The 23,499-nt window shown below is 71.1% G+C and carries 27 protein-coding genes; 14 read left to right on the top strand and 13 right to left on the bottom strand.

Translation table 11 applies throughout. The features are described 5' to 3' along the window. The first annotated feature begins 103 nt into the window (after positions 1-103). From ACQP1N_RS01970 to ACQP1N_RS01960, 3 genes are all read left to right on the top strand, one after another. Positions 104-889, top strand: coding sequence for a sporulation protein (locus ACQP1N_RS01970; protein ID WP_433228748.1), 786 nt, complete (start codon positions 104-106; stop codon positions 887-889). Between the two features lie 72 nt (positions 890-961). Continuing rightward, entirely contained in the window at positions 962-2,419 is a 1,458-nt protein-coding gene (locus ACQP1N_RS01965) for a hypothetical protein (RefSeq protein ID WP_433228746.1), read from the top strand. A 52-nt stretch (positions 2,420-2,471) separates the two neighbouring features. Then, complete coding sequence (locus ACQP1N_RS01960) at positions 2,472-3,218, top strand: SDR family oxidoreductase (protein WP_067797885.1); 747 nt, start codon at positions 2,472-2,474, stop codon at positions 3,216-3,218. Here the strand turns inward: ACQP1N_RS01960 and ACQP1N_RS01955 are convergent. Together ACQP1N_RS01955 and ACQP1N_RS01950 are read right to left on the bottom strand one after the other, a co-directional pair. Beyond that, a complete protein-coding gene (locus ACQP1N_RS01955; protein WP_067797882.1) occupies positions 3,215-3,805 on the bottom strand; it encodes a rhomboid family intramembrane serine protease in 591 nt (196 codons plus the stop codon). The genes ACQP1N_RS01960 and ACQP1N_RS01955 overlap by 4 nt on opposite strands. Positions 3,806-3,982: 177 nt before the next feature. Next, a complete protein-coding gene (locus ACQP1N_RS01950; protein WP_433228744.1) occupies positions 3,983-4,312 on the bottom strand; it encodes a WhiB family transcriptional regulator in 330 nt (109 codons plus the stop codon). Between the two features lie 140 nt (positions 4,313-4,452). On the opposite strand from ACQP1N_RS01950, the gene ACQP1N_RS01945 reads away from it, so the two are divergent. Next, complete coding sequence (locus ACQP1N_RS01945; protein WP_407642196.1) at positions 4,453-4,929, top strand: GNAT family N-acetyltransferase; 477 nt, start codon at positions 4,453-4,455, stop codon at positions 4,927-4,929. Positions 4,930-4,942: 13 nt separating this feature from the next. Here ACQP1N_RS01945 and sepF read toward each other — a convergent pair whose 3' ends face one another. Then, on the bottom strand, positions 4,943-5,149 hold the full coding sequence (sepF, locus tag ACQP1N_RS01940; RefSeq protein WP_067797873.1) for a cell division protein SepF: 207 nt from the start codon (positions 5,147-5,149) through the stop codon (positions 4,943-4,945). 214 nt (positions 5,150-5,363) lie between these two features. Between sepF and ACQP1N_RS01935 the strand changes: the two genes are divergently transcribed. Further along, positions 5,364-5,780, top strand: coding sequence for an ATP-binding protein (locus ACQP1N_RS01935; protein ID WP_067797870.1), 417 nt, complete (start codon positions 5,364-5,366; stop codon positions 5,778-5,780). A 123-nt stretch (positions 5,781-5,903) separates the two neighbouring features. Here the strand turns inward: ACQP1N_RS01935 and ACQP1N_RS01930 are convergent, their stop codons facing one another. Then, positions 5,904-6,377, bottom strand: coding sequence for a MarR family winged helix-turn-helix transcriptional regulator (locus ACQP1N_RS01930; protein ID WP_067797866.1), 474 nt, complete (start codon positions 6,375-6,377; stop codon positions 5,904-5,906). Positions 6,378-6,477: 100 nt separating this feature from the next. On the opposite strand from ACQP1N_RS01930, the gene ACQP1N_RS01925 reads away from it, so the two are divergent. Continuing rightward, positions 6,478-7,623 carry a PP2C family protein-serine/threonine phosphatase gene (locus ACQP1N_RS01925; protein WP_433228743.1) on the top strand — a complete coding sequence of 382 codons (1,146 nt, stop codon included), beginning with the start codon at positions 6,478-6,480 and terminating at the stop codon, positions 7,621-7,623. Positions 7,624-7,627: 4 nt separating this feature from the next. On the opposite strand, the gene ACQP1N_RS01920 is transcribed toward ACQP1N_RS01925, so the two are convergent. The 3 genes from ACQP1N_RS01920 to ACQP1N_RS01910 are packed head-to-tail and all read right to left on the bottom strand — an operon-like array spanning position 7,628 to position 10,934. Then, positions 7,628-8,065, bottom strand: coding sequence for a response regulator (locus tag ACQP1N_RS01920; RefSeq protein WP_067797860.1), 438 nt, complete (start codon positions 8,063-8,065; stop codon positions 7,628-7,630). Then, entirely contained in the window at positions 8,062-9,738 is a 1,677-nt protein-coding gene (locus ACQP1N_RS01915) for a sensor histidine kinase (RefSeq protein ID WP_433228741.1), read from the bottom strand. Before ACQP1N_RS01915 ends, ACQP1N_RS01920 begins: the two co-directional genes overlap by 4 nt. Continuing rightward, positions 9,738-10,934 (bottom strand): PP2C family protein-serine/threonine phosphatase, encoded by a 1,197-nt coding sequence (locus ACQP1N_RS01910; RefSeq protein WP_067797854.1) that lies wholly within the window; start codon positions 10,932-10,934, stop codon positions 9,738-9,740. Before ACQP1N_RS01910 ends, ACQP1N_RS01915 begins: the two co-directional genes overlap by 1 nt. Positions 10,935-11,199: 265 nt before the next feature. Between ACQP1N_RS01910 and ACQP1N_RS01905 the strand changes: the two genes are divergently transcribed. Together ACQP1N_RS01905 and ACQP1N_RS01900 are read left to right on the top strand one after the other, a co-directional pair. Then, complete coding sequence (locus ACQP1N_RS01905) at positions 11,200-11,751, top strand: RNA polymerase sigma factor (RefSeq protein WP_242608668.1); 552 nt, start codon at positions 11,200-11,202, stop codon at positions 11,749-11,751. Continuing rightward, the gene (locus tag ACQP1N_RS01900) at positions 11,748-12,896 is read left to right on the top strand and encodes a CU044_5270 family protein (protein WP_433228740.1); all 1,149 of its coding nucleotides are present in this window, start codon (positions 11,748-11,750) and stop codon (positions 12,894-12,896) included. Before ACQP1N_RS01905 ends, ACQP1N_RS01900 begins: the two co-directional genes overlap by 4 nt. Positions 12,897-12,965: 69 nt before the next feature. Here the strand turns inward: ACQP1N_RS01900 and ACQP1N_RS01895 are convergent, their stop codons facing one another. Next, positions 12,966-13,280, bottom strand: coding sequence for a hypothetical protein (locus tag ACQP1N_RS01895; protein WP_433228738.1), 315 nt, complete (start codon positions 13,278-13,280; stop codon positions 12,966-12,968). 143 nt (positions 13,281-13,423) lie between these two features. Between ACQP1N_RS01895 and ACQP1N_RS01890 the strand changes: the two genes are divergently transcribed. The 3 genes from ACQP1N_RS01890 (at position 13,424) to ACQP1N_RS01880 (ending at position 17,962) form a co-directional block, all read left to right on the top strand. Continuing rightward, positions 13,424-14,887, top strand: a complete 1,464-nt coding sequence (locus ACQP1N_RS01890) for a pentapeptide repeat-containing protein (protein ID WP_131732446.1) — start codon at positions 13,424-13,426, stop codon at positions 14,885-14,887. A gap of 128 nt (positions 14,888-15,015) precedes the next feature. Then, the gene (locus ACQP1N_RS01885) at positions 15,016-17,100 is read left to right on the top strand and encodes an RNA degradosome polyphosphate kinase (protein ID WP_433228736.1); all 2,085 of its coding nucleotides are present in this window, start codon (positions 15,016-15,018) and stop codon (positions 17,098-17,100) included. Beyond that, entirely contained in the window at positions 17,093-17,962 is an 870-nt protein-coding gene (locus ACQP1N_RS01880) for an NUDIX hydrolase (RefSeq protein WP_067797837.1), read from the top strand. The genes ACQP1N_RS01885 and ACQP1N_RS01880 overlap by 8 nt, the downstream gene beginning before the upstream one ends. Here ACQP1N_RS01880 and ACQP1N_RS01875 read toward each other — a convergent pair. Further along, positions 17,959-19,452 (bottom strand): CYTH and CHAD domain-containing protein, encoded by a 1,494-nt coding sequence (locus tag ACQP1N_RS01875; RefSeq protein WP_067797834.1) that lies wholly within the window; start codon positions 19,450-19,452, stop codon positions 17,959-17,961. The genes ACQP1N_RS01880 and ACQP1N_RS01875 overlap by 4 nt on opposite strands. A 115-nt stretch (positions 19,453-19,567) precedes the next feature. Here ACQP1N_RS01875 and ACQP1N_RS01870 point away from each other — a divergent pair, with 115 nt between their 5' ends. Next, entirely contained in the window at positions 19,568-20,263 is a 696-nt protein-coding gene (locus ACQP1N_RS01870; RefSeq protein ID WP_433228735.1) for an HAD family hydrolase, read from the top strand. Here the strand turns inward: ACQP1N_RS01870 and ACQP1N_RS01865 are convergent. Next, positions 20,189-20,803, bottom strand: a complete 615-nt coding sequence (locus ACQP1N_RS01865) for a TetR/AcrR family transcriptional regulator (protein ID WP_433228734.1) — start codon at positions 20,801-20,803, stop codon at positions 20,189-20,191. The two genes, ACQP1N_RS01870 and ACQP1N_RS01865, sit on opposite strands and share 75 nt — an antisense overlap. Positions 20,804-20,866: 63 nt before the next feature. On the opposite strand from ACQP1N_RS01865, the gene ACQP1N_RS01860 reads away from it, so the two are divergent. Next, positions 20,867-21,268 (top strand): nuclear transport factor 2 family protein, encoded by a 402-nt coding sequence (locus ACQP1N_RS01860; RefSeq protein ID WP_067797828.1) that lies wholly within the window; start codon positions 20,867-20,869, stop codon positions 21,266-21,268. Positions 21,269-21,341: 73 nt separating this feature from the next. Beyond that, positions 21,342-21,650, top strand: coding sequence for a hypothetical protein (locus ACQP1N_RS01855; protein WP_067797825.1), 309 nt, complete (start codon positions 21,342-21,344; stop codon positions 21,648-21,650). A 220-nt stretch (positions 21,651-21,870) separates the two neighbouring features. Here the strand turns inward: ACQP1N_RS01855 and ACQP1N_RS01850 are convergent, their stop codons facing one another. From ACQP1N_RS01850 to ACQP1N_RS01840, 3 genes are all read right to left on the bottom strand, one after another. Next, on the bottom strand, positions 21,871-22,077 hold the full coding sequence (locus ACQP1N_RS01850; protein WP_433228732.1) for a DUF397 domain-containing protein: 207 nt from the start codon (positions 22,075-22,077) through the stop codon (positions 21,871-21,873). A 326-nt stretch (positions 22,078-22,403) separates the two neighbouring features. Continuing rightward, positions 22,404-22,613 (bottom strand): DUF397 domain-containing protein, encoded by a 210-nt coding sequence (locus tag ACQP1N_RS01845; RefSeq protein WP_433228730.1) that lies wholly within the window; start codon positions 22,611-22,613, stop codon positions 22,404-22,406. After that, positions 22,613-23,476 carry a helix-turn-helix domain-containing protein gene (locus ACQP1N_RS01840; protein ID WP_433228728.1) on the bottom strand — a complete coding sequence of 288 codons (864 nt, stop codon included), beginning with the start codon at positions 23,474-23,476 and terminating at the stop codon, positions 22,613-22,615. The genes ACQP1N_RS01845 and ACQP1N_RS01840 overlap by 1 nt, the downstream gene beginning before the upstream one ends. Positions 23,477-23,499: the final 23 nt, after the last annotated feature.

The raw sequence follows: 23,499 nt of genomic DNA, 5'->3' as shown, positions 1-23,499 counted from the left end.
CCGGCGATTCGCAGGTCACAGCCACTTCCCGGAACGTACTCTCCCGTAACAGCGTCTATGGGACGAGAGCGCGGGGAGTGCTCGAACACGGGAGGGACCACCCTTGGTCTTCAAGAAACTGCGGCAGGCGATGGGCATCGGCGGCCCGTCCATCGAAACCGTCCTGCACGACCCGAACACGACGCCGGGCGGTGTCGTGACGGGTGAGATCACCATCATCGGGGGCCAGTACAACTCCGACATCAAGGCGGTGAACCTCGCCCTGCGGACCAAGGTTGAGGTCGAGTCGGGCGACAACGAGTACACCACCAACCTGGAGTACGCCAAGATGCCCGTCGCGGGCGGCTTCAGCCTCCAGGAGGGCGCGCGGCACAGCGTTCCGTTCCAGTTCCCCATCCCGTGGGAGGCGCCGCTCACCCACATGTACGGGCATCCGCTGCACGGCACCACGGTCGGGATCGCGACCGAGCTGGAGGTCGCGGGGGCACTCGACCCGGGCGACCTCGACCCGGTCGCCGTCCACCCGCTGCCCGCGCAGGAGCGCATCCTCGCGGCCTTCTCCAACCTCGGCTTCCAGTTCCGCAACGCCGACTGCGAGAAGGGCCGCATCTGGGGCGTCCACCAGGAGCTGCCGTTCTACCAGGAGATCGAGTTCTCCCCTCCGGGCCAGTACGCGCGCGGCATCAAGCAGCTTGAGGTGACGTTCGTGTCGTACCCGCAGTCGATGGAGGTCGTGCTGGAGCTGGACAAGCGCGGCGGCGTGTTCACCGAAGGGCACGACGCGTTCAGCCGGTTCACCGTCGACTACGCGACCGTGGAGCACACCGACTGGGAGCGGCAGCTCGACGGCTTCCTCCAGGACGCCGGCCGGCGCCGCGGCTTCTTCTAACCGTTCCGGCCGCTCCGAAGATCCCCTCCGCGATCTTGCCGCGGAGGGGATCGCCGCGTAGAAAGAGGTTCCGTGCCCCAGCCCCCCGGACTGAACCACGCGGAACGGCGCCTCTGGGCCGCGTTCCCCACCGGCTCGCCCGTCGTCCTCGGCGACGACCTGCCCACCGGGCCGCTGCCCGACCGGATCGTCCGCGCCGAGATCATCACCCGGCTGCTGCTCGGCGCCGGCGAGACGCAGCCGGGCGCGGTGGCGGCCGTCCGGCTCCGCGGCGCCTACATCACCGGACGGCTGGACGTCACCGGCGGCACCGTCGAGCACGAGCTGCGGCTGGAGGACTGCCGCCTCGTCGAGGAACCGGACTTCTCCAACGCCACGACCCGGCAGCTGCGGCTCTCCGGCTGCCGGATGCCGGGCTTCGACGGCGGCGGCCTGCGCGCGGACGGGTACCTCAGCCTGTCCCGGTCGCAGATCGACGGTTCGGTGCGGCTCCCGAGGGCGCAGCTCAGCGGCGGCCTGCGGATGAACGACACGCGCATCACGGTGACCGACCCCGCGCAGTGGGCGATCTTCAGCGGCGGCCTCGTCGTGGACGTCGGCACGTTCATCCGGGGCGCCGAGATCAGCGGCGGTGTCCGCTTCGTCGGCGCGCGGATGAACGGCGGCCTGTTCATGGAAGAGACGACGCTCTCCAATCCCGGCCGCATCGCCCTCGACGCGCAGAACATGATCGTCGAGGACGCCGCCGAGTTCAGCAGGGGCTTCACCGCGCTCGGCACCGTCCGGCTGCGCAGCGCCCGGTTCAACGGCATCCTGTCGTTCTCCCGGGCCCGGCTCGACTCCGGCGACCCGGCCCGGATGGCGCTGCACGCCAGCCACATCCAGGCGGACGAGCTGCTGCTGTGGCCGGAGGAGAAGATCCAGGGCCGGGTGTCGCTGTCGTACTCCCGGATCGACCTGATCATGGACCATCCGTCCGTCTGGCCGGATGAGCTGTATCTGAACGGCATGACGTACCAGACGCTGCGCGGCGCCGAGTTCAAGGACCGGCTCAGCTGGGTCTCGCGGGACAAGGAGTTCCACCTCCAGCCGTACGAGCAGCTCGCCGCCTGGTATCACGGCATCGGCCACGACGACCTGGCGCGGAAGGTGCAGCTCGCCAAGCTGCGGGCACGCCGCCGCGGGCTCCACCCGGTCGGCAGGGCGTGGAACCACCTGCTCGACTGGACGGTCGGGTTCGGGTACCGGCCGTGGCTCGCGGCCGCCTGGTTCGCCTCGCTGCTGGCCCTCGGCACGACGGTGTTCTCGATCGAGCATCCCCGCCCGGTCAAACCGGGCAACGAGCTGCCCTCCTTCCACGCGCTGATCTACACGCTCGACCTGCTGATCCCGCTGGACACCTTCGGGCAGCAGCTCTCCTACGACGCGGTGAACTGGTCGCGCTGGATCGCCTACGCACTCGTCACGCTGGGCTGGGTGCTGGCCACCGCGCTGATCGCCGGTGTCACGCGGGTGCTCCGTCCGAACTAACCCGCCGCCCCGCGCGTCCATCGAGGTAGGGGACGCGGGAAGATGGGACGACATGGGCACATATCTGATCACGGGGGCGACGGGCGGCATCGGGACGGCGGTGGCCGAGCTGCTGCGTGAACGCGGGCACGACCTGATCCTCACCGGCCGCTCCCCCGAGCGCCTCGACGCGCTGGCCGGGGCGCTGCGCACGGGTGCGCACGCCGCCACCCAGGTCATCAACCGGGGCGCGGTCACCTCGCCGCCGCGCACCACGTCCATCACCACGATCCCGCTGGACCTGACCGAGCCGCGCCGCATCGAGGCGGCCCTGGCGATGTCCGGGATTCCGGCGCGGCTGGACGGCCTCGTCCACGCGGCGGGCATGGTGCGCCTGTCACCGGTCGCGCACCTGGAGGCCGACGAGTGGATGGAGCACCTGTCGGTCAACCTGGTGTCCGCGGCGGAGCTGACCCGCCTGCTGCTGCCCGCGCTGCGCGCCGCCGAGGGGCAGGTCGTCTTCGTGAACTCGACCGCCGGGCTGCGCGCCAACCCCGGATGGGCGGCCTACGCGGCGAGCAAGTTCGGGTTGCGCGCGCTGGCCGACTCGCTGCGCGCCGAGGAGCCGTCCCTGCGCGTCACGACCGTGTATCCGGGCCGGACGGCCACGGAGATGCAGCGCAGGGTGCGCGCCCAGGAGGGCCGCCCCTACGCCGAGGGCGACTTCGCCGCCCCCGCGACCGTGGCCCGCGTGCTGGTGTCCGCGCTGGAGACGCCGCGCGACGCGGTCGTCGCGGAGGTCACCGTCCGGCCGCACTAGCCGCGGCGCAGGAACCAGGACGCGAGGACGCCGCCGATCAGCCCGAACAGGTGGCCCTGCCAGGAGATGCCGGGATCTCCGGGGATCACGCCGAAGATCATCGTCCCGTAGACGGCCACGACGGCGACCGCGATACCGATGTCGAGCAGCCGCCGCTCGAAGATCCCGCGGCCGACCAGGTAGCCGAAGAAACCGAAGATCAGGATGCTGGACCCGAGCGTGTTCGCCGAACTGAGGAACCACACCCCGAGCCCGCCGACCACGATGATGATCAGGCTGGCGGCCAGGAACTTGGCGATGCCGCGCGCCGCCGCGACGAACCCGAGGATCAGGAACGGGAGCGTGTTGGCCATCAGGTGCCCGAACCCGGCGTGCATGAACGGCGCGGTGAAGATGTCCGGAAGGTCGTTCACGTCGCGCGGCTGGATCCCGAACCGGTCGAGCCAGCCGTCGGTCGTGTAGTCGAACGCCTCCAGCACCCACATGACCGCGGTCACGGACCCGATCAGGATCAGCGACGACAGCGCGCGGGCGCCGTGCTTCGCGAACCCTTCGGAGGAACGTGGCCGGTCGGGGAGATAGCTCATGTCAGTCACCGTAAGTCTGGACGACCCTGCATGGTCAACGAGCAGGCCGTCCAGAAGGTGCCATGAACGGTTTTCACCCTGCCCCGGGTGCCGCCCCGCACGGCACCTCCGGCATCGGCGGCGAAGGTCCTGGACGACCCGCCGGCCCGCCGCTTCGCGGGCAGGAGCTCTGCCTCCCTAGGCGGCCGGCGCGTGCTCCGACTCGGACGCGTCGCCGCGCACCACGATGATGGGCAGCGGGCGCCGCGCCGGGGCATCGGCCGTCCGGCGCAGGTAGCGGCGCTCCTCCGGGGTCGTCCCGCCCCAGATGCCGTCGGGCTCGCCCACCCGCAGCGCCCACGCCAGGCATTCGGCGCGCACCGGGCAGTTGGCGCAGATCTCCTTGGCCGCGTCCTGCTGCGCCTGGAGGAGCGGCGCCGAGTAGCCGATCGGGAAGAAGAGGTCGGGATCGGCACCACGGCAGATGGCGTGGTCGGTCCAGTGTTCCTCGTTCTCGTTGCTGTGCATTGGCTTCTCCCTGCGCGGCGACGAGACCACCGTGGGTTCGTCCCGGCGGGGGTGGTCTCCACTCAACGTAGTACTACCGCCCGTAGTACTACAAGACATACATGAACGATGCAACTTAACGTCCGGATAACCTGTGAGATGTGCAGCGTGATGAAGAAGTGACCATCCGCGAGGCCACGGCCGACGATCTGCCGGGGATCGTCCGGCTCCTGGCCGACGATCCCCTCGGATCGACCCGTGAAACCCCGGGAGAGAGGATCCCGGAGTCCTACTTCACCGCCTTCGCCGCGATCGAGAAGGACCCCAACAACACCGTGATCATCGCGGAGATCGACGGCGCGCTCGCCGGCACCCTGCAGCTCACCTTCATTCCCGGCCTCACCTACACCGGCGGTGAGCGCGCCCAGATCGAGGGCGTCCGCGTCGCCTCCGACCAGCGCGGCCGCGGCGTCGGCCAGCTCATGATCAACTGGGCCATCGACCGGGCCCGCGCCCGCGGCTGCCGGGTCGTCCAGCTCACCACCGACCGCCAGCGCCCCGACGCGATCCGCTTCTACCAGAAGATCGGCTTCCGCCCCTCCCACATGGGAATGAAGTACCCCCTCACGGACGGGTAGCGGCGATCGGGCTTCAGGGCTGCAGGAGGAAGAGCTTCCGGTCCACGCGGTCGAGCGCACCGCCCCGTCCGAAGACGAGCCCGGTCGCGAAGTCGACGAGCTGCCTGGCTTCGGCGTCGGACAGATCGCTCAAGTCCATGAGGACCGGCACACCCTTGCGGAAGAAGTGCCCGACGTACAGCACCTCGTTGTAGTTCTGGGGACGCAACGACTTGACCACCGCCCCAGTGTGCACGTCTCCCCGGCCTGGTCAAGGCCGAACGCAGGCTCTGGCAGGGTCACCGGAGCGGAAGGCGCGCTCGCTGCTCCGCCCGTTGCGGGAGGGCATCCAGAGCCCTGAACAGAGACAAGCAATTAACACAGTATTCCCGTGGCAGAAGTTTCCATGGAAGATGCGGGGGAAATCTGCTGCCATAGGAACGGAGGCGATTGGCATGGAGGTCGTCCTCGAAATGACCCTGCCGAGGAACGCCGAGAGCGCACCGCTGGTGCGACATACGCTCGACGCCTCTCTCCGCGGGCTCGGAGTGGGTTCTGAGATCCGTGCCGATATCGCGCTGGCCCTGGGGGAGGCGTGCGCGAACGTCATCCAGCACGCGGCGGCCGGAATGGAGTACGAGGTCCGGGCTCGGATGGACGGGACGAGGTGCGTCGTGGAGGTCATCGACGGGGGCACGGGCGAGGCGGAACCCGAGGAGAACGCCGGGTGGGGGGCCGCGCAGGCGGCACCGCTCGCCGAGCATGGCCGGGGGCTCCAGCTGATGCGGGCGTTCACGGAGGAACTTCACATAGCCGAACGCGTTCACCGGAGCGGCTCGATCGTGCATTTCGAAAAGTCGCTGGCGAGCTGACGCGCCTGGCCGCGCCCCGGCGGCGTCCGCCGGACCCGCGACTCGTTGGCGCAAATAATGATAACCGTTCAGCTTGCGGGTACTTTGCCGAGCAATTCCCCCATTTACGGAAAAGCGGACGAGTCAGGCGAGCATGGAGAGCGAGCCGCCCTCGTCGTCCGGCCTGGAGGCCGCCTCGTGGAATTCCGTGAGACCCCAGAGCAGCGCGGCCCGCGCGGACGCCGGCATCTGCGCGAGCACGCGGGTGAGATCCTCCAGCCGCCGCAGCCGGAGCCGGTCGAGCAGCGCCTGCCCGTCGGCGCTCAGCCGGACGGTGACCTCGCGGCGGTCCCGGCCGGGGTCGCGGGTCAGCAGCCCGGCCGCCTCCAGCCGGTCGCACAGCCGGCTCGCCGAGGACACCAGCGCGCCCAGTTCGCCCGCCAGGTTGCTGACGTTGACCGGCCCCCGCTCCAGCACGAACAGCGCGCGCAACTGCGTGGACGGGACGGGCACATCCGGGGCATTGTGGGCGCGCGACCACACGTTCATCAAGGTGGACGCCGCACTGTCGAGGGCCGCCGCGGAATCCGCGGTCCCGTCACCCGGCGCGTCCACCATGCCCTCCACTGTTACATACGACGTCGCCGACGGCATCCTCGGACCGGCGGGCCCGGGGGATGCCGAAGACGGCTCGGTCCCTACCCCGGCGAGGATTTCCATGCATGGCGAACCCGCGGACGACGATTCCTTCGCGGCGATCGAGGAGGCGCTCTGGGCGGCGCCGCCGCACGAACTGATCAAGATCGCGACCGGCCTGCTGGACCGGCGGGGGATCGGCGCCGAGGTCCTCCTCATCGACTACCGGCAGGCGTTCCTCGTCCGGAGCGGCCCGGGTGAGCAGGACGTGCCGGTCGACAACACGGCGCCCGGACGCGCGTTCGCCGCGCAGCGGGCCGTCCGGGAGGAGGACGCCGTCCATCTGCCGCTGACCGTGCGGGGCGAGCGCCTCGGCGTGCTCACCGTCCGCCCCCCGGACGGCGGGCCGCCCTGGCTGGACGGCTTCGCCCCCGTCCTCGCCCGCGCCCTGAAGATCGCCGACCAGGGCACCGACCTGTACCGGCGGATCCGCCGGCGGACCCGGCTGACGCTGGCCGCCGAGATGCAGTGGGACCTGCTGCCCGCGCCGTCCTACCAGTCCGCCGAGTTCCGCTTCGCCGGCCAGCTCGAACCGGCGTACGCGGTGTGGGGCGACAACTTCGACTGGGCGGTGTCCGGCGAGCGGCTCACGCTGACCGTCAGCAACGGCATGGGCTCGGGGACGGACGCGGCCGCGCTCACCCATCTGGCGATCAGCGCGCTGCGCAACGCGCGCCGGTCCGGCGCCGACATCGCCGAGCAGGCGGCGCTCGGCGACCAGGCGCTGTACGCGCGGCACCGGGGCGAGCAGCACGTGGCCACGCTGCTGATGGACTTCGACCTCGGCACCGGACGGGTCGGGGTCGTCGACGCGGGCTCGCCCCGGATCCTGCGGATGCGCGGCGGCGTCACCGAAGGGATCGGGTTCGACGCGCAGATGCCGCTCGGGATGTTCGGCGACACCCGCTACACCACCGAGGAGTTCACCGTCGAGCGAAGTGACCGCCTGGTCATCATCAGCGACGGGATACACGCCGCCCTCTCCCCGAGCGGTGCCGCCTACGGGGATTCCGCGCTGCTCCAGGCGCTGCGCGCCACCCGGCTGCAGGACCCGCCGGAGGCCGTCCGCACGATCATCCGGCACTTCGTCGAGTACCACGGGGACTCCGCGCCCGCCGACGACGCCGTGGTCGTCTGCGTCGACTGGATCGGCCGGGACGGCGGCTGAGCGGTCAGCGCGGCAGCTTGACCACCGTGACGAAGAAGTCGTCGATCCGCCGGACGACGGAGATGAACTGGTCGAAGTCGACCGGCTTGGTGACGTAGGCGTTGGCGTGCAGGTGGTAGCTGCGCAGGATGTCCTCGTCCGCCTCGGACGTGGTGAGCACGACGACCGGGATGCGGCGCAGGTCTTCGTCGTGCTTGATCTCCTCCAGCACCTCGCGGCCGTCCTTGCGCGGCAGGTTCAGGTCGAGCAGCACCATGTCGGGGCGGGGCGCGTCACCGTACTCGCCCTCCCGGCGCAGGAACGCCATCGCCTGCTCACCGTCGTTGACGACGTGCAGGGTGTTGTTGACCTTGTTGTGCTCGAACGCCTCGACGGTCAGCAGGACGTCGCCGGGGTCGTCCTCGACGAGCAGGACCTCGATGGGGCGCGGGCTCTGGTTCATGAGTCGTCTCCGTTGGTGGTGGGCGGCCGGGCCGGCAGGGTCCACCGGAAGGTGGTGCCGGGCGTGTCGCCGCGGTCGTCGGTGTCGAGCCAGATGCGCCCGCCGTGGAATTCGACGATCTTCTTGCAGAGCGCGAGGCCGATGCCCGTGCCGGTGTACTCGTCCCGCGGATGCAGCCGCTGGAAGATCAGGAAGATGCGGTCGGCGTACCGGGGTTCGACGCCGATGCCGTTGTCGGCGCAGCGGAACACCCACTCCTCGCCGTCCCGGTCGGCGTCGATGGTGACGCGGGGAGGCACGCCCTCACGGCGGAACTTGATCGCGTTGCCGATGAGGTTCTGGAACAGCTGGATGAGCTGCGTGCGGTCGCCGGGCACGTCCGGCAGATCCCCGATCTCCACCTCGGCGCCGGTCTCCTCGCACAGCGCCCCCAGGTTGTCGAGGGCCTGCCGGGCGACCTCCCCCAGGTCGACGGACTCCTCGGGCTGCGACATCCGGCCGACCCTGGAGAAGCTCAGCAGGTCGTTGATGAGGGCCTGCATGCGCTTGGCGCCGTCCACCGCGAACGTGATGTACTGCCGGCCCCGATCGTCCAGCTGGTCCCCGTACCGGCGCTCGATCATCTGGCAGAAGCTCGCGACCTTGCGCAGCGGCTCCTGCAGGTCGTGGCTCGCCACATAGGCGAACTGCTCCAGTTCGGCGTTGGACCGGCGCAGCTCCTCGGTCTGCTCGTTGAGCAGCCGGCTCTTGTCCTCGCTGGCCCGCCACCCGTCGATGATCCGGGTGCGCATCGCGTCGATGATCGCCGCGAGCTCGTTGATCTCGGCCGGGCCGGGGACGTCGAGGGAGTGTCCGAGGTCGCCCTGGGACACCGCGCGGACCCGCCCGGTCAGCGTGGACACCGGGGTCAGCACCGTCCGGCGGAACAGCAGGACGAGCGCCAGCGCGGCCACGACGACCAGGGCGAGCGCGGCGACCGCCGACCACTGGGCCGTCCGCGCGCGGGAGCGCAGCTCCGTGGAGGCCCGGTCGTGCAGCTTCGCGATGCCGTTCTGCAGCGGGGTCATGTCGCCGCTGACCTCGTTGAGCAGCCGCCGCGCCTGCTGGCTCCGGCCGGGCTCGACGCCCTGCCCGCCGGGTCCCGCCGCGATCGTGTCGGCGAACTCCGTCCGCCAGATCCCGGAATCGGACGTGGCCTCGTCCAGCAGGCGGTCGACCTCTTCGCTGCCCGCCACCCCGGAGAGGAGCCGGCGCATCCGCGCCGCGGAATCCGCCTCCTGCCGCACGGCGTCGCGGTACCGGTTGAGATGTTCGGCCCTGCCGTCCTGCGCGTAGTCGCGGATGGCCATGTCCTGGAGGGTGACGGCCGTCGAGAGCCGGAACTGCTCCAGCGTCGCCGGATCGACCCGGTTGATGAGGACGTCCCGCGCCTGGTTGTTCCCGTACAGCGCGGTCCCGGCCTGGACGAAGACGATCAGGAGGAGCAGGCCGAGGACGAGCGAGCCGATCCGGTAGATCTGGACGAGCCGGATGCGGCCCATCCCGTGCCCCTCGGGAATGTCCACCGCGGGCAGCACGACCGCCGGGCCGCCGGGCCGGGCCTCGCCTCCGCCGTCGCCGCCGGGCGGCTCCGGCGTGCCCGCATCGGTCGTCTCCGTGCCTTCCGTGGCCATCAGCCGTCCCCCCGGCTCAGCAGCAGGACGGCCAGATCGTCGGACAGGATGCCCCCGTTCAGCCGTTCCGCCTCCGCGATGAGCCCGTCGATGAGCACGTCGCCGCGCCGGCCGTCGCCGTGCGCGATCTTCGCCAGCTCCATCAGACCGGGCAGGTCGAGGTACCCGCCGTCGCCGGCCCGCCCCTCGATCAGTCCGTCGGTGTAGAGCATCAGTCCCCACGAGTCGCCGAGTTCCAGGTCGACCGCGGGCCAGTCGGCACCGGGGAGCAGCCCGAGCGCCGGCCCGCGCGGCTCGTCCGGCAGGGGCTCCACGCCGCCCGGCGTGAAGAACAGCGGGCGCGGGTGACCGGCCTGGTAAACCCGGGCGCTGCGCCGGTCCGGCGCGATCGTCACCATGCACACGGTGGTGAAGATCTCCTCGGCCCACCGCTCGTGCTGCAGGACGGTGTCGAGCGTGTCGAGGAGCCGCCCCCCGGTGTGCCCGCTGAGGACGAGCGTGCGCCACGCCATGCGGAGCCGCACCCCGAGGGACGCCTCGTCCGCGCCGTGCCCGCTGACGTCGCCGATCACCGCGTGGACGGACCCGTCGGCGGTCTCCACGGTGTCGTGGAAGTCGCCGCCGAGCAGCGCGCGGTCGCGTCCCGGACGGTACCGGGTGTGGTGCCGCAGCGTGCCGTCGTTCAGGATCGGGACGGGCAGCAGCCCCCGCTCCAGCCGGGCGTTCTCCCGGCTCAGCGCCCGCGCCTCGACGAGCTGCCGCTCCGACTCGTCCGCGCGCTTGCGCTCGATCGCGTAGCTGATCGCGCGGGTCAGCAGCGCGCCGTCCACGTCCTGTTTGACGAGGTAGTCCTGGGCGCCGGCGGCGACGGCCTCCACCCCGACGTGGGCGTCGGCCAGGCCGGTCAGGACGAGGACGGCGGTGGCGGGCGCGTGCGTGCGCACCTCGCGGAGGGCGTCGAGGCCCTGCGCGTCCGGCAGGGACAGGTCGACGATGACGCACTGGATCTCCGGGCGCAGCGCGTCGACGGCCTCGCGGAGCGTGGTCGCGACGGTGATCCGGAGGCCGGGCTGCGCCTCGGTCAGCAGTTCCTCGAACAGGAACGCATCGCCCGGATCGTCCTCGACGAGGAGCAGGTGCGGGGAGCCCGCGACACCGAGGAGACGCTCCGCACCGCGACTGTGCATCGCGGCCATCTCTCAGCTCCTTCGGTCCGGCGCAACCGTACGGATCAGGCGGGTTTGATTGCCGTCGAGCAAATATTAGAGGTATCCGGGCGGTGAAATGGACAGCAAACACCCGAATCGGGGGGCGGCCCCAACCTACTGGGAGCCTCCGGGAGGACGACACCATCCCTTGTAACAACGCCGCTCCCCCGACCACTACCTCATGACATGAACACCTGGACGGACGGAGAAGCGGTGTCGGACGACAGCGGCGGAGGGACGGGCGGTGGCCGGCGTGACTCCCGATGAACAGCGCTTCACCGCGATCTACGACGAGTGCCGGCAGCGCGTGTGGGCGTACGCCGCCGCGCGGGCCGGGCGGCAGGTCGCGGACGAGGTGGTGAGCGAGACGTTCGCGATCGCGTGGCGGCGGTTCGCCGACGTTCCCGAACCGGCCTTGCCGTGGCTGCTCGGCGTCGCGCGGAACGTGCTGCGCGACGGCCACCGGGCGGAGAAGCGGCGTGAGTCGTTCACCGCGGAGCTGGGCCGCTCGGCCCGGCGGTCCGCTGGCGACATCGCCGAGGACGTGGCGGAACGGCTCGCCGTGCTGCGCGCGATGGCCACGCTGCCGGAGAGCGATCGGGAGATCCTGATCCTGATCGCCTGGCAGGGGCTGACGCCGCGGGAGGCGGCCAAGGTCGTCCGCTGCTCACCGGCCGCGCTGCGCGTCCGCCTGCACCGCGCCCGCCGCCGCCTCCTCCGCGCCGCCGAGCAGGAGGCCGGTGGCAGGACCGCGCGGGCCGGCGGGCGGCCGCAGGTAGGGATCATCAACGAGGAGATGTCATGAGGGACGTGCTGCACACCCTGCGCGAGGCGAGGCCGGCCGAATTCGATCCGGACGTGCCCGTCGACGACGGTGTCCGGCGTGCCGAGCTGGCGCGGGCCATGGCGGGCGCGCAGGCCGCGCCGGAGCGGCGCCGGGTGCGCCGGGTGCGCCCGGTGTGGGGGCTGAGCCTGGCCGGGGCGGTGGCGGCGGGGGCGATCGTCGCGGCGACGGTGGTCACGACCGGCGGGAACCCGTCCGGCGGGACGCCGCGGGCGGGCGGGGCCGAACCGGTGCTCGACGCCCGGACCGTGCTGCTCGCGGCGGCGGAGAAGGCCGACGGTCAGACCGAGACGATGCGGGCGTACTGGCATCAGGTGACCATCTCGTCCCACACCTACCCGGTGAGGACGGACCGCTACGCCATGACCGTCCGGGACAGGGCGGAGTCCTGGACGCCGAGCAAGCCGGGGGTCAAGGCATGGGGGCTCCAGCAGAACCTCGGTGCCAAGCCCGCCACACCGCAGGACGAGGCGGCGTGGCGGCGCGCCGGATCGCCGGCCAAGTTCGAATTGGAAGTACCCGTTCTCCACAAGGCCGGAACGGCCAAGGCGCGGAGTAAGACGCTCCCGGCGCGGACCGCGCCCGGCCGTCCGGAGGTGAACAGCGCGGCGCTGGTCGACGGCGACAAGGTGTTCTGGCTCGGCCGGAACGTGACGATGCGGGATCTGCGCTCGCTGCCGTCCGATCCGAAACGGCTCAAGGCCGAACTGCTGCGCTGGTACAAGGGCCACGGCACCGAGTCGGGCGCTCCGATGCCGGCGGACCAGTGGCTCTACGAGGTGGCGCACGGCCTGGTGCTGGACATGCCGGTGAAGCCGCAGGTCCGGGCGGCGGCATTCCGGATGCTGGCCGGTCTTCCGGCGGTGAAGTCGGTCGGAAAGGTGAAGGACCCGCAGGGCCGTCCCGGAGTCGCCATCGCCATGGACGAGAAGACGCAGGCCGGCGTGATCCGCCACCGGATGATCCTCGATCTGTCCACCGGCACCGCGCTGGCCGGTGAGAACATCATGCTGGTGCCGGCGGCCGGGACGAAGATCCCCGCCGGGCGGACGATGGACGCCACGGTCACGGTCACCTCGGAATGGACGAACTCCCACCCGGGCTGACCCATCACCCGAAGGGACGGTGCCACCCGATGGCGCCGTCCCTTCCCGGCGTTAGTGGCCGAGATGTGATCAAGCGCTTTTGGGCGTCCGGCGGGCCGTATTCTGCGCCGCCCTGCGCTGCGCGGCGGCCGCCTTCGCGCGGCCCAGACTTTCCCTGACCTTGGCGGCGCCACGCGCCGCGGTCAGGGTGTCCTTGGCGCGCCCGGCGTAAACGGCGAGCACCTCCGCGACGGGCGGCGGCTGCCATTCCTCCTTCGCGATGATCGGCAGGACGGGGACGGGTGCGGCGGAGTTTCCGGGCACGGTGTTTCCAGTCACGGGGACGAGCGCGAGATGCGATTGGCAGTGCGGGCACTGCACCCCCGGATGGGTGTCTCTGCTCATAACACAAATCATTACGCGAGGGTCTGACAAAACAACCCCCCTTTTATCGCCGCCCCGCCGGGGGCCGGGGTGGCGCGGGGGTCGCAAGTACCTGACCGTCGGGAGACCTGCACTGCGCGGACCGCCGTGGGTAGAACGTGACAGTGACCCTTCACGAGCCTTCCTCACCGGCGGTGTTCTGGCCGCGCTGCACGGCCGTCCGCGGATGCATCGGGCGGGCCGCCGGCCGGCTCGGAAGCTGCCCCGCCCACCTGCGCCCCCACGAGTTCGAGGAGTTCGTGGGCGCGCTCCGTCCGGGCGCCGACCTCGACCTGCGCGGCGTGACCGTGCCGGCATGGCTCCTCGACGCGGTCCTGGACGCCGTCACCGGGCCCGACGGGCGGCCCCACCTCGGCCGCACCCGTTTCGACGGCGCGGTGCTCCCCTCCGACGCCGTGCTGCGCGGCATCTGCGTGGAGGGCGACAGCTCGTTCGACGGCGCGTGCTTCCTCGGCGGCGTGTCGTGCTACGACGCGCGGTTCTTCGGCAACGTCTCGTTCCGGGGCGCGCGGTTCGGCCGCAACGTCTCCTTCCACGAGGCGCGCTTCCACCGGTTCACCTCGTTCGAGGAGGCCGTCTTCACCGGCGACGCCGTGTTCGGCGAGGCGCGCTGGCACGCCGACGCGTCGTTCCGGAAGGCGGTGTTCATGGGCGCGGCCTGCTTCGACCGCGCCCGGTTCGGCCGGGACGCGGCGATGCAGGCGGCGCGTTTCGGCGGCCCCGTCTCGTTCAAGCGCGTCCAGGTGACCCGGCACGCCCGGTTCGAGCGGACACGGTTCCGGCAGGGGGTGCGGCTCGGCCCGCTGGTCGCGGGCGGCCGGATCGGGCTGACGGACGCGAGCGTGCACGGCGGCCTGCGGGTGCACGCGGCGGTCCGGCAGGTCACGGCGCGCGGCGCGACCGTGCACGGGGAGGCCGGCTTCCGGCTGCGGCACGCCGAACTCGACCTGGAGGACGCGGTGTTCGAGGGCCCGGTCTCCGTCCGGCTGCTGGCCCATCCGATCCAGGGGCTGGCCGAGCCGCCGTGGCCGGGCCCCACGGCCGTCCGGGTCGTCTCGCTGCGGCGGGCGGACGCGGCCCGGCTGCACCTCGCCGACGTCGACCTGAGCGGCTGCGCCTTCCTCGGCCTGCGCCGCCCGGACACGCTGACGATCGCGGGCGAATGCTCGTTCGCGACCGTCGCGCACCGGGGGCCGTGGCAGTACGGCGGACGCGCGGTGCTCGCCGAGGATCTCATCCGGGGCACCGGCGGCACCGCCTACGACGACCGGCTCCGCGCCCTCTACCTGGAGCTGGCCCGCGCCGCCGCCGAGACCGGCCGGGGCCGCCTGGCCCGGGACTTCCGCTACGGCGCGCTGGAGATGCGGCGGCGCGCCGAGCGCGATCCGTGGCGCCGCCTCGGCCTGCACCTGCTCTGGATCACCTGCGGCTACGGGCTCCGGGCGGGACGCGCCGTCGCCTGGCTCGCCGTCATCGTGGCGCTGGTGTGCTGCGGCGCGTCCGCCCTGCACCATGACAACCGGGCGGACACCGCCCGCACCGCGCACCTGACCGGGCACAACACCTAGCGGACACCCCGCGGAACGCGGAAACCCGGTGTGATCTGCGGGAACTCCGGGCATGATCGAAGGGTCCAATACTCAGGTGAAACACCCGAGTTCGACCGTCGTTCATCTTGGTCAGGGAAAATCACGGTATGACCGTCACCCCGGGACAGCTCCCCCAGCCGGCCGAAGCGCTGCCGGACGATCGCTTCCTCGACCGGGAGGAGAGCTGGCTGAGATTCAACCAGCGCGTCCTGGAACTCGCCGAGGACCCCGACCTCCCGCTGCTCGAACGCGTCCGGTTCCTGTCGATCTTCGCCAGCAACCTGGACGAGTTCTTCATGGTCCGCGTCGCCGGCCTCGCCCGCCGGATGGCGACCGGGCTCGCCGTCCAGTCCGCGAGCGGCCGGCAACCCCGCGAGGTGCTGGAACGCACCGGCGAGGTCGCGCATGAGCTGATGGCGCGGCACGCGGCCTGCTTCCGTGCCGAGATCCGCCCCGCGCTCAGCGACGAGGGCATCGACATCCTGCGCTGGGACGGGCTGGCCGAGACCGAGCAGGAGCGGCTGCGGCGGCTGTTCCGCGACCGGATCTACCCCGTCCTCACCCCGCTCGTCGTCGACTCCGCGCACCCCTTCCCGTACATCTCGGGCCTGTCGCTGAACCTCGCGGTGATCGTCCGCGACCCGGAGACGGACGCGACGATGTTCGCCCGCGTCAAGGTGCCGCCGCTGCTGCCGCGCTTCATCGAGGCGTCCCCCGACCGGTTCACGCCGCTGGAGGACGTCATCGCCGCGCACCTCGGGCAGCTGTTCATCGGGATGGAGGTCGTCGAGCACCACGCGTTCCGCGTCACCCGCAACCAGGACCTGGAGATCGACGAGGACATCAGCGAGGGCCTGCTGCAGGCGCTCGAACGCGAGCTGCTGCGCCGCCGGTTCGGCCCGGTCGTCCGGCTGGAGGTCGAGGAGTCGATCTCCGCGGGCGTGCTGGAGCTGCTCACCTCCGAACTCCAGGTGGACGAGAGCCAGATCTACCGCGTCATCGGCCCGCTCGACCTCGGCGGCCTCGTGGCCATCGCCGACCTCGACCGCCCGGAGCTGAAATACCCGCCCTTCGTGCCGTCCAAGGAGGCGCTGCCGGAGGACGTGAGCATCTTCAACGCCATCCGCGAAGGGGACGTGCTCGTCCACCACCCGTACGACTCGTTCACCACCACCGTGCAGCGGCTGATCGAGGACGCCGCGGCCGACCCGCAGGTCCTCGCGATCAAGCAGACGCTGTACCGGACGAGCGGCGACTCCCCGATCGTGGACGCGCTGATGAGCGCCGCCGAGGCGGGCAAACAGGTCGTGGTCGTCGTCGAGCTGAAGGCCCGGTTCGACGAGCGCGCCAACATCGCGTGGGCGCGCAAGCTGGAGACGGCCGGCTGCCACGTCGTGTACGGGTTCGTCGGGTTGAAGACGCACTGCAAGCTCGCGCTCGTCGTCCGGCAGGACCCGGACGGCCAGCTGCGCCGCTACTGCCACATCGGCACCGGCAACTACCACCCGAAGACGGCCCGCCTCTACGAGGACTTCGGGCTGCTCACCGCCGATCCCGAGGTCGGCGAGGACGTCAGCGCCCTGTTCAACCACCTGACCGGCTACTCGCGGCAGAACTCCTACCACCGGCTGCTCGTCGCGCCGAACAGCCTGCGGTCCGGGCTCGTCCAGCGGATCGAGCACGAGATCGACAACCGGCGGGCCGGGCATCCCGCCCGCGTCCGGATCAAGTGCAACTCCCTCGTGGACGAGGTGCTCATCGACGCGCTGTACCGGGCGTCGAAGGCGGGGGTGCCGGTGGACATCTGGGTCCGCGGCATCTGCGCGCTGCGCCCCGGCGTGCCCGGCCTGTCGGACACGATCCGGGTGCGCAGCGTCCTCGGCCGGTTCCTGGAGCACTCCCGGGTGTTCGCGTTCGAGAACGGCGGCGAACCCGAGGTGTGGCTCGGCAGCGCCGACCTCATGCACCGCAACCTGGACCGCCGCGTCGAGGCCCTCGTCACCGTCACCGACCGGCCGCAGCGCGACGACCTGCTGTCCCTGCTCGGCCTGGCCATGGACGACGGCACCCGCGCGTGGACGCTCGCGGGCGACGGCACGTGGACCCGCAACCAGCCCCGGCCCGGCGAGACCCTGCTCGACATCCAGACGCACCTGGTCAAGAGCCGCCGGTGGAGGACCGTCGATGCCTGAGCCCGGTAAGCAGGTGGTCCACGCCGCGGGCGCGCTGCTGTGGCGGGACGGCCCCGAGTTCGCGGTGGTGCACCGTCCCCGCTACGACGACTGGTCGTTCCCCAAGGGCAAGGTCGACCGGGGCGAGCACGTGCTGCGCGCCGCCGTCCGGGAGATCGCGGAGGAGACGGGCATCGTCGCCCGGCTGGGGCACCGCCTGCCGTCCAGCACGTACCCGATCGGGGACCGGACGAAGCACGTCGACTACTGGGCGGCCCGGCCCGTCACCGAGAGCGTGTTCGCGCCCAACGACGAGGTGGACGAGCTGGTCTGGCTCCCGGCCGCCGAGGCGGAGGCCCGGCTCAGCTACGAACCCGACATCGACCTGCTCCGCGAGTTCCTGCGCGGGCCCGCCCGCACCTCGCCGCTGGTGATCCTGCGGCACGCGTCCGCCGGGGAGAAGCGCGCATGGCGCGAGGCCGACGAGCTGCGCCCCCTGGACACCGCCGGCCGCGGTGACGCGGCCGCCCTCGCCGGGCTGCTGCACGCCTACGGGCGGATGCGGGCGGTCAGCTCGACGACGGCGCGCTGCGTGGAGACCGTCCTGCCGTACGCGCGGCTCGCCCGGACCTCCGTCGTCACGGACCCGGCGTTCACCGTCGGCGACACCGGCCCGGACCGCGCCGCGGAACGGCTGCTCTCCCTGGCGGGCGCGCCGACGGTCGTGTGCACGCACGGCGAGGTCGTCTCCGCACTCGTCACCGGCCTGTGCAGGGAACTCGGCGAGAAGGTCCCCGACGACCCGCCCCTGCGCAAGGGCGAATTCTGGGTGGCCCACCTCGCCGGCGGCGCCATGGCCTCACTGGAGCGCCACAGCGTCTAGAACGACGGGCCGAGGGTCTGCGACCAGGTCGTCGCGAGGTGGTCGCGGGCGCTTTCGGCCTCGCACTGTTCCCTTCCGTAGAGGACACCGAGCGTGAACGCCTCCGCGGGTATCCGGGTGCGTTTCGCGGCCGCCGCGAGATGCTCCATGGCGATGACGCCGTCCTGGTAGCCGCCGAGGACCTCCTGGATCCGCTTGGCGTCCTTGACCACCCGTTTCGCCGCCACACCCAGCATCGGGACCGCCAGCTCCGCCGCGTACCGGGCGCGTTTGGCCTCCTTGCGGGTGTCGTGGCGCGCGGTCTCGGCGTCATCGGCCGTGCTGATCGACGCGTACTCCTTGGCCATCCGCTCCCATGCCCTGGTGACGAGGCCGGGCAGTTCCTTGCGGGCCTTCCTGCCCGCCGCCGCGGCGAGCGGCGGGTCGGCGATGAGCCCGTCGAGTTCGTCGAGCAGCGCGAAGTACCTCGGTTCCCTGAGGCTCGCGTTCATCCGCCGGTACGCGGCCCGCTCCTGCTTTTCCAGATCGTTCAGCAGGAACTCGGGCGCGCCCTGGAAGCGCATGCGCAGCACCTCGAGGTCGCGGACTTCGCCGAGGACCTCGGCCAGCCACCGCAGTTCCGGGCCGAGCGGGGAGGTCCTGCCCGTGTCCAGGACGGAACGGTAGCTGCGCAGCGCGCTCCTCGTCCGGCGCACCGCCACCCGCATCCGGTGGACGGCGTCGTCCTCGCCCAGCCGCGCCTTCGGGTCGAACTGCATGATCGCTTCGATCTGCTCGGCGAGATAGGCCATGACGACCTCGCCGGTGGTGATCGCCGGCCCCTTCCCGTTGCAGGTGGCCGCCGCGATCCGCGACCTGGCCGCCGCCCGCGCCGCCGCCGTCTCGGACGGCACCACGGCGCCCCCGAGCAGCCGCCCCAGCTTGGACGACGACTTGCCCTTCTTCGCGCCGCTCTTGCGGAGCCGCTTGCCGGCGGCTTTCAGCAGTTCGGGCGTGCCCGCCCCGAGCTCGACCTCGATCTCCCGCCACTGCTCAGGCTCGGAGTCCTGCCCGCCCCTGCCCGTCACCAGGTCGTCGGCGACCTCCGCCAGCTCGGTCCCGTCCGCCGCGAACAGCCGGACGACCGTCCGCCTGGTCTCCAGCGTCGCGACGGGACGCAGCTCGGCCCCCCGCGTGTACGCCGCGACCAGCCCCGCCAGCCGCGCCGGGACGACCAGCGGCCGGCCGAGCGGGGCCCGCAGCTCCTGCTTGCTGTCCGGGCCCACCGGCATCTTCAGGTGCCAGCCCGCGTCCGGCCCGCCCCGCCGCCGGCGCAGCGTGATCTTGTTGGCGGCGAGCCGCAGGTCGGCGGTGTCGAAATAGGTGGCGTGCAGCTCGTGGACCTCCGGCTCCCCGAGCGCCGCCACGCCCGGCAGGCCGGCCAGGTCCGGCAGGACGAAGTCGGCGGCGGCATCGTACTTCTGCTCGATTTCGAGATGCCTTTCGGGCACGCTCTGCTCCTTACGGACGCTCCATAACCGGCACACACACCCAGATGACAAGCATTTCACGCCGAGGTGGACGGCGGCAGAAACCTTTACGCACGGTCTCGTCTAGCATGCGTGCGTGCGGACACTGGTGCTCTGGGACATCGACCACACGCTCATCAACGCAGGCGGCATCAGCGCCGACATCTACGCGGGGGTGTTCCACCGCCTCTTCGGCCGTCCGCCCGAGAAGGTCGCCCCCATGGCCGGGCGCACCGACCGCGCCATCACCACCGAGACCCTCCGCCACCACGGCATAGAGCCGACGCCCGACCTCCTGGCCTCCTTCACGACCGCGCTGGCCGAGGCGTTCGAGGCCCGCTCCCACGAGTTCCCGTCCCGGGGGCACGTCCTGCCGGGCGTCCACGCCGCGTTGAAGTCCCTCGCCGCCCGTACGGACGTGATCCAGTCGGCGCTGACCGGCAACATGGAGCAGATCGCGGCCATCAAGCTGACCGCGTTCGCCCTCATCGGCTATTTCGACCTGGACGTGGGGGCTTACGGCATGGACGCGGTCGAGCGTCCGCCCCTCGTCGCCCTCGCGCAGCGGCGCGCGGCCCGCAAGTACGCCGGCGAGTTCACCGCCGCCAACACGGTCCTGATCGGGGACACGCCCCACGACGTCCGCGCGGGCCACGAAGGCGGCGCTCGCGTCATAGCGGTCGCGACGGGCGCCACCCCGGCCGCCGCCCTGCGCGTCTCAGGCGCGGAAGTGGTCCTCCCCGACCTGGCCGACACTCCGAAGACCGTCGAGGCGATCCTCGGCGGGCTCTGACAGCACGGCGCGGCACGCCGTGACGATCAGGTCGTCCACCGCGGGCGGGGGCGGGCGGCGGTCGAGCAGATGGCGGCGGACGGCGCCGTAGGGCACGTCCACCGTGGCGAACACGAGGCGTTCGCGGTCGAGCCCGGGATGCCGCCCGGCGAAGGCATTGAGGGCGTCGACGCTTTCGCGGTTCAGCGCGGCGAACCGGTCGGGCCACTCGGCGACGAGGTCCTGCCGCCGGTGCAGGAGCAGGACGGCGGCCTCGTCCGGGTGGGAGCGGCACCATCGGGGCGTGTGCAGGGCGGCCGATTCGGCGTCGTCCGCCGCCAACGCCGTGACGAAGCCCTCCTGGAAACGCCGCACGCAGCGCGCCCACAGGGTGGCGAGCAGCAGGTCGCGCGAGCCGAACCGGTGGTAGATCGAGCCGGTCGGGGCGCCGAGGCGCCTGGCGATGGCGCCGACCGTGGCGGCGGCGGGCCCGTCCTCGGCGGTCACCGCGAGGGCGGCGTCGAGGATCTGGTCCTCGCTGAACTTGGCCGGCCTTCCCAAGGGACGCCTCCCGTGTTTTAGTAGGGTGACCATTCTAGAACACACTCTCTAAAAGGTGACCCCATGACCGCAGACTCGGACGTCGTCGCCGGGTTCTACGCCGCCGCCCAGGCGGCCGACGCCGCCGCGCTCCTCGCCCTCCTGCATCCGGAATTCGAGGCCCACACCGCGCCCGGCCTGCCGTTCGGCGCCGGTGGCACCTTCCAAGGCCCCGAGGAGACGCTCACGCGGGTGTGGGGCGCCGTCTTCACCGAATACGACACCGCCCCCTATGCCGAGACCTGGCACGAGACCGGCGATGGGCTCGTGGTGGTGACCGGCCGCTACCGTGGCACCGCGCGCTCTACGGGACGCCCCTACGAGGCCGAGTTCGTCCATCTGTGGCGCGTCACCGGCGGCAAGATCTCATGGCTCCACCAGTACACCGACACGGCGCGGTGGCACGAGGCGCTGTCCCCGGCCTGACCAGGGATCAGAGGGAACCAGAACGCGGTCCGGCGCATCAATATGCCTGACATCGTCCGATACGGGGGTATCCGTGAAGCGTTCTGGGCTCGTTCTTTCCCTCGCCGCGCTCGGCGGCGTCCTGCTGCTCACCGGCTGCCAGACCAACTCGCACAGCTGTGTCAACGGCAAGTGCCACGTGACCGTGAACGGCGCCGGTCAGACCGTGGAGGTCGACGACGTCGACGTGACCGTCTCGCAGATCTCCGAGCGGGGCATGACGGTGTCCGCCGGCGGCTCCGCGCCGACCACGATCGGCAACGGGCAGCGCTCGCGGGTCGGCCCCGTCACGATCACGGTCACGTCCGTCGAGGGACAGAAGGTCAAGTTCGACCTGGAGTAATCCGCATGAGCGGTGCCCGGCAACCTGCGCGGTATGAGCTACGCATTTCACGCGGACGGCCTGGTCAAACGATTCGGGAAGACGACCACGACGTGAGGGCACGAGCCCGGCCAACGCGAGTGAGCCCTCCGGGCGTAGCCGTGAGGCGGTGCGCTCGGCACAGCAACGCCCCCGCCAGCGGAAAGGCTGAGCGGGGGCGCGCACGGCTGAGCGGCCTAGCTCACGGGAGGTCGAACCGGCCGTCTCGTACCTCAGCCACGAACGCCGCCCAAATGTCCATGGTGAACGCGAGGTGCCCAGCGCCGGGGTCCTTGCTGTCGCGTACTCCGATGTCATGGGGCAGAGCGGCAACCTCCACACAGTTGCCGCCGTTGTTGCTCCGGCGGCTCTTCCGCCAGATGGCACGGGAGAGATCCACGCTGGTCATGGCCCGCACCTCCTCAGCCGGGGATCACGATAGCTCTTCAGCTTTGACTGATGCGCGTGGCGGCGGGCGGGTTGGGGGAGGGCCGTCACGGTGTCGGCAGGCCGAGCCAGGTGAGGTAGGGACCCCGCTCGGTCTCGTGTCCGTCCGCACGTCCGGTGACGATCCCCGGTCCGCCGGAACCTGTTCCGTCCGGTCAGCGTCACCCGAGCCGATCCCGAACCCGCGCGCATCGGCTCACCATGCACGAAGGTGCGCGGCGATGGGCCGCGCGCCTGACCTATGCAGGGAAACTCCTCACACACCACGATGCGCCCTGGGGGCGGCCATCAACCTATGTCGTGGTGCCCTGCCTTGATGGCTTGCAGGAACAGTCCCCATTGCTGAGCAGGAATACTCAGCCGGGGGCCGGATGGCAACTTACTGTCCCGGACGGCAACAGCGGATTGCAGACTGGCGACCTCGACGCACTGGCCGTTGCCACTACTCCGGCTACTCTTCCGCCACTGGCCATGCGACGGGTTGGGCGGGGCGGTCATCATGCTCCTCTGCCTGGACGCATACCTCCTGCGGCCGCAGCGATCAACGAAGTGGACGCACTGGGACTGAGCGCTCCGGCGCGGAGGTGTGTGAACACTAGGTTATACCGGGAGATGTCCGGTTCCTCCTCTAGGAAGAGGTCCCCTGCCTGGCTGTCGATGTAAACGATGTCAGGCCCCATCGGTTCGGCGAAGTTCATGACGACGAACGATCCGGGCATGCCGGGGTGGGCACCCGCATCGAAAGGGATCACTTGAAGATGCACGGTCGGAAGCTCGGTGACGCGGATCAAGTGTTCTAGCTGTTCCCGCATGACATCGCGACCGCCCACAGCCCGGCGGAGGGCTGCCTCGTCCACGATGGCCCAGAGCTTCAGCGGCTGATCCTTGGTGAGGACCGCTTGCCTCCGCATGCGTGCCTCTACCCGGCTCTCGATTTCATCACGGGTGCACTCGGGGAGAGTGCCACCGATGGCGGCGCGCGCATAACTCTCGGTCTGGAGAAGGCCAGGGATGAACAGACACTCGTAGTTCAGGACCTCACTCGCCTCGTTCTCGAACTCGATGTACGAGGTGTAGCGCTCGGGCAAGTCGGAGGCGAAGGTGTTGAGCCACCCTCGGTGTGTCGACTGCTTGAGCAGCGTCATGAGTTCTGAGCGCTTCGGGTCAACCACTCCGTACGCATCCAGGAGCGCGGCCAAGGTTCGCGCCTGGGGACGGACGCGGGCAGTCTCTATTCGGTAGAGGGTGGCGACGTTGATGCCTGTTCGTTCGGCCAACTCGTCACGGGTGAGGTCGGCGGCCTTGCGGAGTTGGCGAAGCTCGGACGCAAGCCGCCGAAGACGCACGGTCGGTGCTGGCAAGGTGCTCCCTCCCTGGTGGCCGT

This window comes from Actinomadura formosensis (genome assembly GCF_050948385.1).
Classification (GTDB): domain Bacteria; phylum Actinomycetota; class Actinomycetes; order Streptosporangiales; family Streptosporangiaceae; genus Spirillospora; species Spirillospora formosensis.
The sequence above is the reverse complement of the archived record's forward strand: the minus strand, read 5'-3'. Positions and strand labels throughout refer to the sequence as shown.